Genomic DNA, 14881 nt, shown 5'->3' on the forward strand with positions numbered 1-14881 from the left:
CAAGCTATTTATCCGCTTCGAATTCATCATTTTCGGACACCATCGGGATATAGGCGCGGACCCATTCCTTGTCGTTCGACACGATCTTCCAGCTGTGGCCTTCGCCCTGGGTGTCCTCGGCCAGCAGAACCGTTCCCGGGGCCAGGCGGAAGGTCGAGCCATCGCTCACGCGAAATTCCAGCACGCCCTGCAGCGGGACGACATATTGCCGCCGAGGCGCCGGATGGGTGTTCTGCTCCCAGGCCTCCACGGAGTTGCTCAGCCAGAACTGCTGGCTCTGGATCTTGTGCAGTGCCGGCACCGTGCCACGCATGAAGGCGGCATGGTGGTCGGGAGTGGAGTAGAGCTTGATGGCGGGAATGCGCGCGGCCGCTTCGTCACCCGCCCATGCGCAAGCCGTTGCGCCCACCATCGCAGCGAGGGCCAGCGCGCTGCGTGCCACGGGCGCACATCGATTCATCAGGGGTCTCATAAAACCTGTTTCATCCTTGTTCATCTTGAAAAATGAGAGGGCGCGCCCTGCGCATCCGTTGAAGGCACCGAAGTGCGCACGCACGCCCATGAAAAAAGGGCCGGCCCTGCGCAGCGGTGTGCGCGGGTTCCGGCCCTGGCCGCCCACGGCCCGAGGGCCATGGTGGAAGGCTTACTGCTTGACGGCTTCGATCTGCGCCACGATGCGCACGTTCTTGGGGAAGCCGTACTGCACGCCGTAGTCGGCGCCGAACTGGGTGCGGTCGATGGTGGTTTCGAAGTCGCCGCCGCACACTTCACGCTTGAGCATGGGGCTTTGGTAGCAAGCGAACTGGTTGGCCTTGAAGGTCACGGGCTGGGTCTTGCCCTTGATGGTCAGGTCGCCGGCCACCGACACCAGCTTGTCGCCGTCGAACGTGAACTTGTCGCCCACGAACTTGGCCGTGGGGTACTTGGCAGCGTCGAAGATGTCAGCGCCTTGCAGGTGCTTGTCGAACGGTGCCACGCCCGTGTTGATCGAGGTGATGTCGATCGTCAGCTCGACCTTGCCGGTCTTGGCGGCCTTGTCCAGCTGCACGGTGCCTTCCTTCTTGTCGAAGCGGCCGCGGTTCACGCTGGCGCCGAAGTGGCTGATCTCGAATGTGGCGAAGGTGTGCGTCGGGTCCACGGCATACGTGGCGGTCTGGGCCTGCACGGCGCCGGCGGCCAGGGTTGCAGCCACGGCGGCGAGGGCGAAGAGGGATTTGCGCATGTCGATATCTCCGGTTGAAAAAACAAAAAACGGAACAGGAACAGAAAAACGGTCTCAGCGAGCGAAGGCGCGGATCAGAGCTTGCCCACGCCCGTCAGTGCGAGCTTGAACTTGACCTGGACGTCGTCGGCGACCATGGACGTATCGGCCCACTCGTTCTCGCCGATCTTGAAGGCCAGGCGCTTGATGGCGAAGGCGCCGGTGGCCGTGGTGGTCGCGCCGCTCTGGGTCAGCGTGACGGGCACGGTGACATCCTGCGTGGCGCCCTTGATGCTGAGCTTGCCGGCCACTTCGTACTTGCCGGCGCCCACGGCCTTGATGGCGGTGGACTGGAACGTGGCCTGCGGGAACTTGGGCACGTTGAACCACGTGGCCTTGGGCAGTTCGGCATCGGACTCCTTCACGCCCAGGGTGGCGCTGCCGGTATCGACGGTGAAGGCGATCTTGCTGGTGCCCAGCTTGGCCGGGTCGAACGCGACCTGGGCATCAAACTTTTTGAACTTGCCTTCCACCGGCACGCCCATCTGCTTGCTCACGAAGGTGATCTCGCTTTGTTCGGGCACGAGCTTTTGCTGGGCGAATGCCGGTGCGGCCGCCAGCAGCGTGGTGGATGCCAGCGCAAGGCCGGCCAGCGTCATCGAATATTTCATGGACAGGACTCCGTCAGTCAACAACAAACCAAAAATTCAGGAAGAACCGGCCGAGGGAGCCGGGAACCCCGGCGCCTGCACGGCCCGCGAAACGATCGGTCAGCCCCGGCCCGGCAGCATGCGCGACAGCAGGCCGTCGCGGTCGATGGCCTGGTGCTTGACCACCGCTGCCACGTGCAGCACGACCAGCGCAGCCAGGGCATAGGCGGTGATTTCATGCCAGGGCTTGATGGCCTCGGCCAGCTCGGGGCTCACGGGCACGAAGCTGGGCAGCGGCAGCACGCCGAGGAACACGATGGGGAAGCCGGCCGCCGAGCTGTAGGCCCAGCCGACCAGCGGCACGATGAAAAAGAGCGCGTACATCAGGTGGTGGGTGCCGTGGTGCGCGATGTGCTGCCAGCGGGGCATGGCGGACTGCACGGCCGGTGGCAGCGCCGGGGGGCGGTGCGTGAGGCGCCAGACCAGGCGCAGGACGGAGAGCGCCAGGATGGTCACGCCGGCCCACTTGTGCCAGTTGTAGAGTTTCAGGCGCTGGGGCGAGAACGGCAACCCCGTCATGTACCAACCCACCGAGAAGATACCCACCAGAGCCAGGCCGAGAATCCAATGCAGGGCAATGGCCGTGCCCCCGTAGCGGGACGATCGTGGCAGAGGAGGCGTCATGGTCTTGGATTGGGTTTCGTAGGATGGAATGCTGCATCGCAACACTCCGACATGGCGCAGTGTAGATAGCCTTTTGTGCGCCAAGTTTCAATGGAATTGACGCAATGGTTCAAAAAATATGAATGTTCAGCCCTGCCGTGGCGGAAGAAGAACAAGGCTCGGCAGGGGTCGAGGCTCGCGGCCGGGTGCAAAGACTACCTTCCGTCAGGCCATCCGCCAAGCCCTTGCCGCGCCGTAGCGCAGACGCCGGCCCACTGGCATGGGCATGCATGCAGATGAAGGCCACGCCAAACGATGGGTCTGCCCACTTGGAGCGGCTAACAGAACCCTTCTGGCGTCGTTGCCGCAACTTGTCGTACCGCATGGACTGCCTGCGATGCGGCGCCTGGCCAGAACCGCTTCGCTGGGTTCTGTTAGCCGCTCTTGGCCTCCGCCGTTAACGCATGCATGTGACGGGCATCGGTTCCAAATAAAAATAGCCGCCAGCGCATATTCATCTAGCGCGAGCAGCTATAAAAATAGGAGCATTCTGGCGGCAAGATGCCAGAAGCCCCGTCGTCCGGACGCAGAAGGTGCGCTCCTTCGGGGCGCTGTCCGAGCGCCTTACTTGGCGTCCTGGATGCGCGCGATGGCCGTGCCGGCCGCGTGGTAGCTGCCTGCGGCAGCGGCGAGGGAAATGGTGCCCGCACGGTGCGCGGTGACCTGCATTTCCATCTTCATGGCTTCCATCACGGCGATCACGTCGCCCTTGGCCACGGTGTCGCCCTCGGCCACTTTCCAGGTCTGCAGCGTGCCGGCGATGGGGGCGCCCACGGCGTTGGGGTCTTGCTCGGCCTTTTCGCCAGCCCCTGTGCCTGCTGCCCCCGCTGCAGCGCCGCCCGGCACGGACTGCAGGCCACGCAGCAGTTCCGGTGGCAGGCCCAGGGAGACGCGGCGCCCGTCGATCTCCATCGCGGTGCGGATCAGGCTGGTGTCGGCCACCGGCTCGGCGCGCATCGCAGCCGCCAGGTCGGGGGCGAAGTCGGTTTCGATCCAGCGGGTGTGGACCTTGAAGCCATCGGCGCCCACAAAATCGGGATGGCCGATGACCGCCCGATGGAACGGCAGCACCGAGGCCACGCCTTCGATCTTGAATTCGCGCAGCGCGCGCTGCGCACGGGCGATCGCCTGCTCGCGCGTGGCGCCCGTCACGATGAGCTTGGCCATCAGCGAATCGAACGTGCCCGGCACGACCGAGCCGGACTGCACGCCGCTGTCCACGCGCACGCCAGGGCCGGAGGGCGGTGCGAAGTGGTGCACCGGGCCAGGCGTGGGCAGGAAGCCCCGGCCCACGTCTTCCGCGTTGATGCGGAACTCGATGGAATGGCCCAGCGGCTTGGGCGTTTCGGTGACGGTGAGCGCATGGCCGTCGGCGATGCGCAGTTGCTCCAGCACCAGATCGATGCCGGTGGTCTGCTCGGTCACCGGGTGCTCGACCTGCAGGCGCGTGTTCACTTCGAGGAACGAGATGGTGCCGTTGCCGCTGAGCAGGAATTCGACCGTGCCCGCGCTGGTGTAGCCGGCTTCGGCGCAGATGTCGCGTGCGGACTGGTGGATGCGCGCGCGCTGCTCTTCGGAAATGAACGGGGCCGGGGCTTCTTCCACCAGCTTCTGGTTGCGCCGCTGCAGCGAGCAGTCGCGCGTGCCCAGCACCAGCACGTTGCCGTGGGTGTCGGCCAGCACCTGGGCCTCGATGTGGCGGGGCCGGTCGAGGAACTGCTCGACGAAGCACTCGCCACGCCCGAAGGCCGTGACGGCCTCGCGCACGGCGGAGTCGTACAGCTCGGCCACTTCGTCCATGCGCCAGGCGACCTTCATGCCCCGGCCACCGCCGCCGAACGCGGCCTTGATGATGATGGGCAGGCCGTGCTGCTCGGCGAACGCCACGACTTCGCTGGCGTCCTTGACGGGCTCGGAGGTGCCGGCCACCAGTGGTGCGCCGACCTTGAGCGCGATCTTGCGGGCCTCGACCTTGTCGCCCAGGCGCGCGATGGCCTGGGGCGAGGGGCCGATCCAGGTCAGGCCCGCGTCGATCACGGCCTGCGCGAACGCGGCGCTTTCCGACAGGAAGCCGTAGCCGGGGTGCACCGCGTCGGCGCCGCTGCGCTTGGCGACGGCCAGCAGCTTTTCGATGTTCAGGTAGGTGTCGGCCGGCCGGTCGCCGTCCAGGCCGTAGGCCTCGCCCGCCATGCGGGCGTGCACGGCGTCGATGTCTGCGTTGGCATAGACGGCCACGGAGGCCACGCCGTAGTCGGCGCAGGCGCGGGCGATGCGGACGGCGATCTCGCCACGGTTGGCAATGAGGACTTTTTTCATTTCAGTGGGCTCGGTAATCGGTAAGGGGGGGATGCTCGGCGCGCGTTCAAGCGGTCACGCAGCGGCGCCGCGCGTGATGGCCTCGAAGGCCCGGATCGGATTGAAGCGCACCCAGGCGTTGACCGGGATCTGGCCCGCGCGGTCCAGGTGGTGGGGCGCGACGGTGCCGATGACAGGGTAGCCGCCGGTGAGCGGGTGGTCGGCCAGGAACAGCACGGGCTGGCCGCTGGGCGGCACCTGGATGGCGCCGATGCAGGTGCCTTCGCTGGGCAGCTCGCCGCCCACGGCACGCGCCAGCGGCTCGTCGCCCGCCAGGCGAATGCCCACGCGGTTGGACTGCGGCGTGACGCGCCAGCGCTGCGCCGCCAGCAAAGCGACGGCTTCGGGCGTGAACCAGTCGGTGCGCGGGCCGAGCACCACGTCGAGCGTGATGTCTTCGTGCACCGTGGGCAGGCAGGCCGGCGGTACTTCGGGCGCGCCGACCACGGCGCTGCCCACCACGGGCCGCACGGCCAGCACGTCGCCGTTGGCCACGGCCGCCGGGCCCACCCGGGCCAGCGTGTCGGTGGCGCAGCTGCCCAGCACGGGCTGCACGGCGAAGCCGCCGCGCACCGCCACGTAGCAGCGCGTGCCGGCCACCGGCTCGCCCACGGTGAGCGTGTCGCCGTCGCCCAGGGCGATGGGCTGGTAGTTGGGCACGGGCCAGCGCAGGCCGGCCGCGTTGGTGAGGGTCAGGGGCGCATCGGCGCCGGTCACGGCCACGACGGTGTCGCCGCGGCTGCGCAGTTGCAGGCCGCCGTTGACCGTCTCCAGGCAGGCGCCGTCGGAGGCATTGCCGGCCAGCCGGTTGGCCGCCTTGCAGGCGGCCTGGTCCATGGCGCCGGAGGCCGAGACGCCCTGCCCCGCCTGGCCATGGCGGCCCACGTCCTGGAACAGGGTCTGCAAGCCGGCCGAGACCACTTCGAGCGCCGCGCCCGAGCCGGAATCGGCGGACACGGATGGGGATGCAGCGAGGTCTGCCGGTGCACTCGCCGCTGAAGGTTCGGCACCTTTTTGGCCTCCAGCGCATGTTTCACTAGGGCGTTCTGCTACATTTTTAGCAGCAATATCCACAAAGCGCACGCGGTCGCCGGGCTGCAGCAGCGCCGGCACGGGGCGACCCAGGTCCCACATGGCCGTGGGTGTGGTGCCGATGATCTGCCAGCCGCCCGGGCTGGCCTGCGGATAGACGCCGCTGAAGGTGCCGGCCAGCCCCACCGCGCCCGCCGGAATGCGGGTGCGCGGCGTGGTGCGGCGCGGCACGTTCAGGCTCGGGTGGCCGCCCGTGAGGTAGCCGAAGCCCGGCGCGAAGCCGGTGAACGCCACGGTGTATTCGCTGCCCGTGTGGCGCGCGATCACCTCTTCGGGGGTGATGCCCAGCATGCCCGCCACTTCGGCCAGGTCTTCCCCGTCGTAGTGCACGGGGATTTCGATGAGCGTGGTGCTGCGCTCGGCCTGCGCGCTCACGTCGCGCTGGGCAATGGCTTCCACCAAACCCGAAAGCGACTGCACGGCGGGGCGAAAGTGGATGAGGATCGTGCGGGCGGCGGGCACCATTTCCTCGATGCCGGCGATGGGCTCGTGCCGCAGCGAGGCCAGCAGCGCCAGCGTCTGGTCGAGATCGTCCAGCTCGACCATGACCGCGTTCAGGTTGACGGGCAGAAAGCGCATCATGCTGCGGCCTGCCCTGCGAACGATGCGATGGTCACGCCGGCCTGCTCGAAGCGCGCGCGCACCTGCTGCGCGATGGCGACGGCGTCGGGGCTGTCGCCATGCACGCAGATGGAATCGGCCCCGATGCGCACCTGGCTGCCGTCGATGGCTTCGATCACGCCGTCGGACACCAGGCGCAGCATGCGCTCGGCGATCAGCTCGGCGTCGTGCAGCACGGCACCCTTTTCGCGGCGCGAGACCAGCGTGCCGGCCGGGGTGTAGGCACGGTCGGCGAAGGCTTCGGCCACCACGCGCAGGCCAGCGTCGCGCGCCCAGCCGATCAGCGGGGAGCCGGCCAGGGCCACGAGCACCAGGCGGTCGTCGATCTCGCGCAGGGCGGTGATCACGTCGCGCGCCTGGCGGGCGTCGTGGGCGATGGTGTTGTAGAGCGCGCCATGGGGCTTCACGTAGCGCACTTCGGTGCCGGCGGCCTTGGCCAGGCCCTGCAGGGCGCCGATCTGGTAGATGACGTCGGCCACGAGGTCGGCGCTTTCCACGTCCATGTTGCGGCGCCCGAAGCCGACCAGATCGCGGTAGGCCACGTGCGCCCCCACCACCACGCCGCGGGCTTTGGCCTCGCGCAGCGTGCGCAGGATGCCGGCGGCATCGCCGGCGTGGAAGCCGCAGGCCACGTTGGCGCTGCTCACGATGCCGAGCATGGCCGCGTCGTCGCCCATGCGCCATGCGCCGAGGCTCTCGCCCAGGTCGCTGTTCAGATCCATTTTCATCGTCGTTCTCCTGGCGGTCGGTGCCGCCGATATCTCAAACCCGCAGGGCGCTGCACGCAGCGCCCCGGCTGTATCAATGCAATTGGCCCGCGGTTTCCCGCACGTCTTGGCGCACGGCCAGCGCCGTGCGGATGACAGCGCGCAGGGCCTGCGCCTGCGTGTCCAGCGCCATGCTGGGCGCGCCGCCGCCCACGCGCGCGGCCTGCTCGGGCAGGTAGGGCACGTGGATGAAGCCGCCGCGCGCAGGAGCCGCCGTGGCCGGCAGCGTGGCGGCGCCTGCGGCCCGCTGCGCCAGGCGGTGCATCAGCGCGTAGAAGATGTGGTTGCAAACGAAGGTGCCGGCCGTGTTGGACACCGCGGCCGGCAGGCCTTCGGCGCGCAGGTCGCGCACGATCGCCTTGATGGGCAGCGTGGAAAAGTACGCTGCCGGAGCGCCCGGCACCACGGCGGTGTCCACCGGCTGCTGGCCGGCGTTGTCGGCGATGCGGGCATCGTCCAGGTTGATGGCCACGCGCTCCAGCGACACCTCGGCGCGGCCACCGGCCAGGCCCAGGCAGATCACCAGCTTGGGCTGCCACTGCGCCAGCGCCGCGTCGAGCGCCTGCGCAGCCTTGCCGAACACGCAGGGCAGCTGCACCGCGCGCACGGTGGCGCCGGCATGCTGCCAGCCGTCGAGCGCACGCGCCACCTCCCACGAGGGGTTGACCGGATCGCGCTCGAAGGGCTCGAAGCCCGTGAGCAGCACAGTGTGGGGGGCGGCGTCGGACACGGGGCGGCCTCTCTTCGTCTATCGGAACATCAGGAAGTACATCAGGAACACGTTGCACGTGAGCAGCGCCAGGGCCGTCGGCACCTGTGCGCGGATCACCGCATTCTTGTCCGGCAGCTCCAGCAGCGCGGCGGGCACGATGTTGAAGTTGGCGGCCATCGGGGTCAGCAGCGTGCCGCAGTAGCCCGAGAGCATGCCGATCGCGGCCATCACGGCGGGGTCGCCGTGGTACACGCCCAGCAGGATCGGCACGCCCACGCCACCCGTCATGACCGGGAAGGCGGCGAAGCCGTTGCCCATGATGATGGTGAACAGCGCCATGCCGATCACGTACACGGCGCAGGCCACGAAGCGGATGTCCATGTTGATGTAGCTGGTCGTGATGTACGCCACGGCCTTGCCCACGCCGGCATCGGAGAACACCAGGCCGAGCATGCCCAGCATCTGCGGCAGCACCAGGGCCCAGCCCAGCGCGTCGGTCAGGCGGCGGGATTCGCGCAGGCCCTGCACGGGGGTCTCGCGGGTCAGCCAGCAAGCCAGCGCCAGCGACAGCACGCAACCCACGCCCAGGCTCACCAGGGTGGTGTTCTTGGGGTCGATCAGCGGCACGCCGCCCACCATCAGGTGCTTGGCCGACAGCGTTCCGATCATCGTGATGAGCGGAATCGCCAGGGCGGGAATGAACAGCCGGTTGCCCAGGCGCGTGGCACTGGTCTGGTACTCGGCCGGGGTGCGGGGCGTGTGCTTGCCCGCGCCCACGCCGCCGAAGCCGGCGATGAGGGCCATCACCACGGCGCCGGTGCCCACCCAGATGGGCGGCAGCAGGTCGCCGACGAGGAAGACCAACGAATACAGCGCCCAGAACAAGCCGCTGGAAAAGCGCTTGGGGTTGCTGCGATCGGCCACGGTCATCACCGCGGTGACGGCCAGGATCGCGCCGACGAGGTAGTACAGGTGTTGGATGGTCAACGTCATGCTCATGCTCCCTTGGCACCGGAGACGGTGGCGGCGCCGTTGCCGGCAGCGGTTTCAGCAGCGGCGTGTGCCGCGAGTTCGCGGGCCAGCACGCCGTCCAGGCGATGCAGGCGCCAGGCGTGGATGGCGAACGCGCAGATGGCGGTCGGAATGCCCCACAGCGCGATGTGGATCGGCTCGACATCGACGCCGGCCTCATGCAGGAAGGTGGACATCAGAACGATGGCGCCGAAGGCCACGAAGATGTCTTCGCCGAAGAACAGGCCCACGTTGTCGGTGGCCGCGGAGAACGCGCGCAGCTTGTGGCGGATGCGGTCGGGCAGCTTGCCGTAGCGCGCCTCGGTGGCGCCTTCGGCCATGGGGGCGAGCAGCGGACGCACCATCTGCGGGTGGCCGCCCAGGCTGGTCAGGCCGATGGCGGCCGTGAGCTGGCGGGCGCCCAGATAGACGATGAGCAGACGGCCAGCGGTGGCCGACTTGATGCTGCTGATCCAGTTCTGCGCATGCTGGCGAAGGCCATGCCGCTCCAGCAGCCCGATCACTGCCAGGGGCAGCAAGATGATGAGCGGCAGGTTGCGCGTCTTGATGAAGCCGGTGCCGATGGTGGCCAGGATCTTGTCGATCGGAAACCCGGCGGCGAACGCCGTCGCGATGGCCGTGACGATCACCACCAGCATCGGGTTGAACCGCAGGATGAACCCCACGATGATGACCGCCACCCCGATGAGCGGCCACAGATTGACTACGTTTTGCATCTTGAACTTCCTTGAATACGTACAGCCTGGCCGGTCCGGTCTTCGCCTGGCCTCTCCGCTGGTGGCGGAAAAAAGGTGCGGCAGCGAACCGTTGGGCCCCATTGCCGGTTCAGGCGTCGCACGGGCAATGGGAGGTTGCTGCCCGTGCGCGGTCTGGACCGGCACAGCACACAACGCAAATTGCGTGCCAATCAATGAACAACAAATGGGCGATCAACCCTTGAAAAACTTCAAGTTGTTGAACAATCAGTGAGCTATGAAGCTACAACACGCACCAATTTGTTTCACGATCGCCTGATTTTGCCCAACAACAGGGCAAGGGGCTGACCCGGACAAACCCTAGGAAAAGGGGTTTAGAAAGCGGTATTCCACAGGGCGGATTCTTGCGAAGCGGGCCGATCTGCTACAAAGTACGAACCCCCCGATTTCGGCCCGCGCGCCGCATCGCGCCGCACGCCATCCAACCACCCAGGCATGACCACCGAAACCCCAACGAACGCCCAGACCCTGAACGAACGCACCGCGGAGCTGATCCGCCAGAAGATCGTGAAGGGCGAGTTCTCGCCCGGCCAGCGGCTGTCCGAGACCGCTTTGAGTGAAAACCTGGAGATTTCGCGCAACACGCTGCGCGAGGTCTTTCGCCTGCTGACCCAGGAAGGCCTGGTCAAGTACGAGCCCAACCGCGGCGTCTCAGTGGCCATCCCGAGCATCGCCTCGATCATCGACATCTACCGCGTGCGCCGGCTCATCGAGTGCCAGGCCATCGCCCAGGCCTACCCGCGCCACCCCGCCAAGAAGCACCTGCGCGAGTCGGTGGACGCGGCCCTGCGCTGCCGCGAGGCGGCCGACTGGCAGGGCGTGGGCACGGCCAACATGGAGTTCCACATGGCCATCGTGGAGCTGGCCGACAGCGAGCGCCTGAACGTGATGTTCACGCACATCCTGGCCGAGCTGCGGCTGGCCTTCGGGCTGCTGAACGACCCCGAGTTTCTGCACGCGCCCTATGTGGACATGAACGTGAAGATCGTCGATCTGTTCGAGGCGGGCAAGCTGCAGGAGGCATCGGCGCAACTCAACGAATACCTCGTGCACTCCGAGCGCATCGTGCTGGCCGTGTATGCCCGGCGCATTTCCGACACCAGCCAGGACCGCTGAGCGGCACCGCTGCGCACCCCTTCACGATGTCCAGCATGGCCGCGTCATCGCCCATGCGCCATGCGCCATGCTCCGAGGCTCTCGCCCAGATCGCTGTTCAAATCGATCGTTGCCTTTTTATTCCTGTTGTTAGTCAACTGCCCGCAGTCACGACGGTTCGCTGCCTAAACGAAACCGGCCCATGGCGACATTGAGCCGGAGAGCTTGGTCCTGCAGGCTTTGGGCGGCTGCAGCACCTTGCTCCACCAACGCGGCGTTTTGCTGGGTGACTTCGTCCAGAGCAGTCACCGCAAGGCTGACCTGGGCGATTTCGTCGCTTTGCCCGAGGCTGGCTGCGCTCAGGCCGGACAGGATTTGCGTCAGTTGGGCAACGCTGACCACCACTTCGGACATCGTGGCGCCTGCCCGGGCCACGAGCTCGGCCCCCTCGTCCACGCGAACTACGCTGCTGTGTATCAAGTCCCGAATCTGCTTGGCCGCTTCGGCACTGCGCCCGGCCAGACTGCGCACCTCGCTGGCTACCACGGCAAACCCCCGGCCTTGCTCGCCCGCACGCGCGGCTTCCACCGCGGCGTTCAGCGCCAAAATGTTGGTCTGAAACGCAATGCCGTCAATGACGCCAATGATGTCGGCGATGCGCTGGCTGCTGTGGTGAATGTCATGCATCGTGCGCACCACTTTCTGCACCACATCGCCCCCTCGATGTGCCACTCGAGCGGCCTCTTGGGCCAGTTGGTCGGCATGGCGGGCTTGTTGTGCGTTGCCGTCCACCGTAGCCGCCAGCTGCTCCAAACTCGCCGCAGTTTGCTGCAAGTGCGCTGCCGCGCCCTCGGTGCGCCCGCTCAGGTCTCCATTGCCCGCCGCAACCTCTGCACTGGCCGTGTGAATGGATGCACCGGCGCTGCGCACCTCTTGCACCACATGGTGCAGGGCTCGCGCCATCTGATCGAGCGTTTGCAGCAAGTCCCCAATTTCATCGCCAGAGCGCGCCTGCAGCCGCACGGTCAAGTCGCCCCCGGCCACACGGGCAGCGGCAGCGCTGGCCTCTTGCAGCGGCCGCACGATGGAGCGACGCAGCAGCCAACTGCACATAGCCGAAAGCACCACCACAAACGCGACTGCCATGGCACTGACCCACTGGGCACGATGCGACTCGCCCACCATGGCTTCGGAGCCCTCCAGCGCTGCGCGTTCAGTCTGGGCCAGCAACACATCCAGGGCGTTCAGGTAAGCGGCCAGTGCCTCTGCATGCCCCTGCAGCTCACGCTGGCTGATCACTTTGGATTCGAGCGAAGCGGACATCAGTGCATCGCGCAGGCGCCCATAAGCCATGCGCTGCTCCATCGCTGCGCGCATCGCAACGCGAACCGACTCTGGCACGCTGGGTTGGGCCATGGCCTGGTCCACCCCGTCGACTCGGGCCGTGTCCTGCTCTTGCTGCAGACGCATTTCTGCCACCAGCGGAAACACGTCGGTAGAAATCGTTGCACGCAGCGCGATTTGCCCCATCAACACCGACTGCGTCTTCCAGTCACGCACCATGCGCTCCAGCGGCAACAACTCGCGGACCAACACCTGGGCCTGCCGGGATGTAGTCTGGCCAGACATCCAGCTGACCATGCCCAACACACATACGGCCAATGTCAAAACGCCAAACCCCATCGTCAATTTCACCCCCACGGTCCAACGCATTCGGGCGCGGCGCGGGTCAGGCTGACTGTCGTCCGCCCACCCAGGTTTGCGAGGTGTCTGCTCCGTACCTTCCACGGCAGGCAAAGCCAGCGATGCGGATCGAAGATCCCAAGAAGGAAGACTGTCCATGAAAAACCCTTGATGATGTCAATGCCCTCCGATGCGTTCCCGCTTAGCGCGGGCGACAGCGGTCGCAGGCTCGCCCATGTCGGCATTCAAATCTCAGGCCAAAGGACAGGCCCATCACGCCCCGTGCATTGGCCACGGTGGCACGCGGAACACTGATCCCTTGAACCGGAGACATCAGCGGTGCTGCGCTCTACATCTGAGACGGCAGCCAAAGCACGATGCCAGGGAATACGTACAGTACCAGCACGGCCGCCATCAACACGAAGAACATCGGTGCGGCTGCCCGCGCAATCCAGCCGATGTCGCGCTTGGTCAGCCCCTGTATCACGAACAGGTTCAGCCCGACAGGCGGCGTGATTTGCGCCATCTCGACAACCAGCACGATGAAGATGCCGAACCAGATCAGGTCGTAGCCCGCGGCCTCGACCGTGGGCAGCAACACGGCAATGGTCAACACCACCATGGAGATGCCGTCCAGAAAGCACCCCAGCACGATGAAGAACACTGTCAACATCATCAGCAGCGCAAAAGGCGACAGGTGCAAAGACCCAATCCACTCAGCCAGGTGGCGCGGCAAGCCGATGAAACCCATGGCCAGCGTCAAGAAGGCCGCGCCCGCCAGAATCAGGCCGATCATGCAGTACACGCGGCAGGCACTGATCAGGCCTTCTTTGAACTTCTGCCAGCTCAAAGACCTCTCCCACGCGGCCAGCCCCAGCGCGCCGGCCACGCCCAGCGCCGCCGCTTCGGTCGCCGTGGCAACACCGCTGTAAATGCCGCCGAGCACCAGACCGATCAGAATCACCGCCGGAATCAGGTGGCGAGATTCGTACACCTTTTGCATGAAGGTCAAGCTCATGTCCGAAGCAGGCACCTGATCGCGATGGAACATTGCCCATATGGCTATATAGCCCATGAATAGCCCTGCCAGCATCAGCCCCGGCAGCACGCCTGCCAAAAAGAGCTTGGCGATGGACACGTTGGCCGCAACGCCATAGACGATCATGATGATCGACGGCGGGATCAGCAGCCCCAGCGTAGAGGCGCCCGCCAGGGTACCCACCGCCATGGCATCTGGGTAGCCGCGCTTTTGCAGCTCGGGCAAGGTCATCTTGCCGATGGTGGCGCAGGTGGCAGCCGATGACCCCGAGATGGCGGCAAAGATGGTGCAGCCCACCACGTTGGTGTGCAGCAGCCGGCCAGGCAGTTTGTCCACCCAGGGCGCCAAGCCCTTGAACATGCTGTCCGACAGTTTGCTGCGAAAGAGAATTTCACCCATCCACAGAAACAGCGGCAAAGCGGTCAGGGTCCAGGCAGAGGTAGCCCCCCAGATGGTCAGCATCATGCTGTCACCCGCCGGGCGGCTGGTGAACAGTTCCATGCCCGCGAGACCCACCGCCAACAAACCCAGACCAATCCACATCCCTGCGCCGAGCACGGCCAACAGGGCCACGATCAACACCGCGGCAATCATCATGTCCATGATGTCTTCCTCAAATTACTCGGCCGCCGAACCGGGGCCAGCGATGAACCATTCACGACCGCGCAGGCGCGCCACGATCGCATCCAAAAAGGCCAGCGCAAATGCAATGCAGCCAACGGCCATGCACAACTGCGGAATCCACAGCGGTGTGGCATCGGCAGAGGGCGAGACGTCGTGGGTGATGTATGACAGCCAGACGCTGCGCACGGCATACCAGGCCAGGTAGCCGGTCAGTGCCTGCGCCGCAATCAGCGCACCCCACTCAAAGACCGAGCGCATGCGCGGGCCCATTCGGTCGAGCAGCAGCGTGACGCGGATGTGGTCCCCATGCATGAGCGCGGCGGGCAAAGCGAAAAACAAAGCCGCCGCAATGGCATAGCCAGCGTAGGCATCCAAGCCCGGAATGTCGATGAAAGTGACTTGGCGGGCCAAAATGCCCAAACAAACAATGACGAAGACCGCCACCATGGACACACAAGCGAGTCCGATGAGCAGGCGATACAAATGACGGACGAGTTGGCCCATTGCGGAATCCTGGCGTACGCGGTGCGTT

The 14881-nt window shown here is 66.2% G+C and carries 14 protein-coding genes and 1 pseudogene; 1 reads left to right on the forward strand and 14 read right to left on the reverse strand.

Going from position 1 to position 14881, the window contains the following annotated elements; translation table 11 throughout:
- Positions 1-4 precede the first annotated feature (4 nt).
- From M5C98_RS17680 to M5C98_RS17725, 10 genes are all read right to left on the reverse strand, one after another.
- Positions 5-460, reverse strand: a complete 456-nt coding sequence (locus tag M5C98_RS17680) for a hypothetical protein (protein WP_272548769.1) — start codon at positions 458-460, stop codon at positions 5-7.
- Positions 461-643: 183 nt separating this feature from the next.
- Entirely contained in the window at positions 644-1222 is a 579-nt protein-coding gene (locus M5C98_RS17685) for a YceI family protein (RefSeq protein WP_272548770.1), read from the reverse strand.
- 74 nt (positions 1223-1296) lie between these two features.
- The gene (locus M5C98_RS17690; RefSeq protein ID WP_272548771.1) at positions 1297-1872 is read right to left on the reverse strand and encodes a YceI family protein; all 576 of its coding nucleotides are present in this window, start codon (positions 1870-1872) and stop codon (positions 1297-1299) included.
- Positions 1873-1971: 99 nt separating this feature from the next.
- Entirely contained in the window at positions 1972-2535 is a 564-nt protein-coding gene (locus M5C98_RS17695; RefSeq protein ID WP_272548772.1) for a cytochrome b, read from the reverse strand.
- A gap of 603 nt (positions 2536-3138) precedes the next feature.
- Positions 3139-4890 carry an acetyl/propionyl/methylcrotonyl-CoA carboxylase subunit alpha gene (locus tag M5C98_RS17700; protein WP_272548773.1) on the reverse strand — a complete coding sequence of 584 codons (1752 nt, stop codon included), beginning with the start codon at positions 4888-4890 and terminating at the stop codon, positions 3139-3141.
- Positions 4891-4944: 54 nt separating this feature from the next.
- Entirely contained in the window at positions 4945-6600 is a 1656-nt protein-coding gene (gene pxpB, locus M5C98_RS17705; RefSeq protein WP_272553323.1) for a 5-oxoprolinase subunit PxpB, read from the reverse strand.
- Positions 6600-7370 carry a LamB/YcsF family protein gene (locus M5C98_RS17710; RefSeq protein WP_272548774.1) on the reverse strand — a complete coding sequence of 257 codons (771 nt, stop codon included), beginning with the start codon at positions 7368-7370 and terminating at the stop codon, positions 6600-6602. Before M5C98_RS17710 ends, pxpB begins: the two co-directional genes overlap by 1 nt.
- A 73-nt stretch (positions 7371-7443) precedes the next feature.
- Positions 7444-8139, reverse strand: a complete 696-nt coding sequence (gene pcp, locus M5C98_RS17715; RefSeq protein WP_272548775.1) for a pyroglutamyl-peptidase I — start codon at positions 8137-8139, stop codon at positions 7444-7446.
- Positions 8140-8157: 18 nt separating this feature from the next.
- Complete coding sequence (locus tag M5C98_RS17720; RefSeq protein ID WP_272548776.1) at positions 8158-9114, reverse strand: DUF979 domain-containing protein; 957 nt, start codon at positions 9112-9114, stop codon at positions 8158-8160.
- A 2-nt stretch (positions 9115-9116) separates the two neighbouring features.
- Entirely contained in the window at positions 9117-9869 is a 753-nt protein-coding gene (locus tag M5C98_RS17725) for a DUF969 domain-containing protein (protein WP_272548777.1), read from the reverse strand.
- Between the two features lie 474 nt (positions 9870-10343).
- Here M5C98_RS17725 and M5C98_RS17730 point away from each other — a divergent pair, with 474 nt between their 5' ends.
- Positions 10344-11024, forward strand: a complete 681-nt coding sequence (locus M5C98_RS17730) for a GntR family transcriptional regulator (protein WP_272548778.1) — start codon at positions 10344-10346, stop codon at positions 11022-11024.
- A 22-nt stretch (positions 11025-11046) separates the two neighbouring features.
- Here the strand turns inward: M5C98_RS17730 and M5C98_RS17735 are convergent.
- From M5C98_RS17735 to M5C98_RS17750, 4 genes and pseudogenes are all read right to left on the reverse strand, one after another.
- A pseudogene (locus M5C98_RS17735) lies at positions 11047-11131 on the reverse strand (LamB/YcsF family protein); the annotation flags it as partial.
- A 40-nt stretch (positions 11132-11171) separates the two neighbouring features.
- The gene (locus tag M5C98_RS17740; RefSeq protein WP_272548779.1) at positions 11172-12845 is read right to left on the reverse strand and encodes a methyl-accepting chemotaxis protein; all 1674 of its coding nucleotides are present in this window, start codon (positions 12843-12845) and stop codon (positions 11172-11174) included.
- A 190-nt stretch (positions 12846-13035) separates the two neighbouring features.
- On the reverse strand, positions 13036-14328 hold the full coding sequence (locus M5C98_RS17745) for a TRAP transporter large permease (RefSeq protein ID WP_442867197.1): 1293 nt from the start codon (positions 14326-14328) through the stop codon (positions 13036-13038).
- Positions 14329-14343: 15 nt separating this feature from the next.
- On the reverse strand, positions 14344-14853 hold the full coding sequence (locus M5C98_RS17750; protein ID WP_272548780.1) for a TRAP transporter small permease: 510 nt from the start codon (positions 14851-14853) through the stop codon (positions 14344-14346).
- Positions 14854-14881: the final 28 nt, after the last annotated feature.

The sequence above is a fragment of the Acidovorax sp. NCPPB 3576 genome, from assembly GCF_028473605.1.
Taxonomy (GTDB): domain Bacteria; phylum Pseudomonadota; class Gammaproteobacteria; order Burkholderiales; family Burkholderiaceae_C; genus Paracidovorax.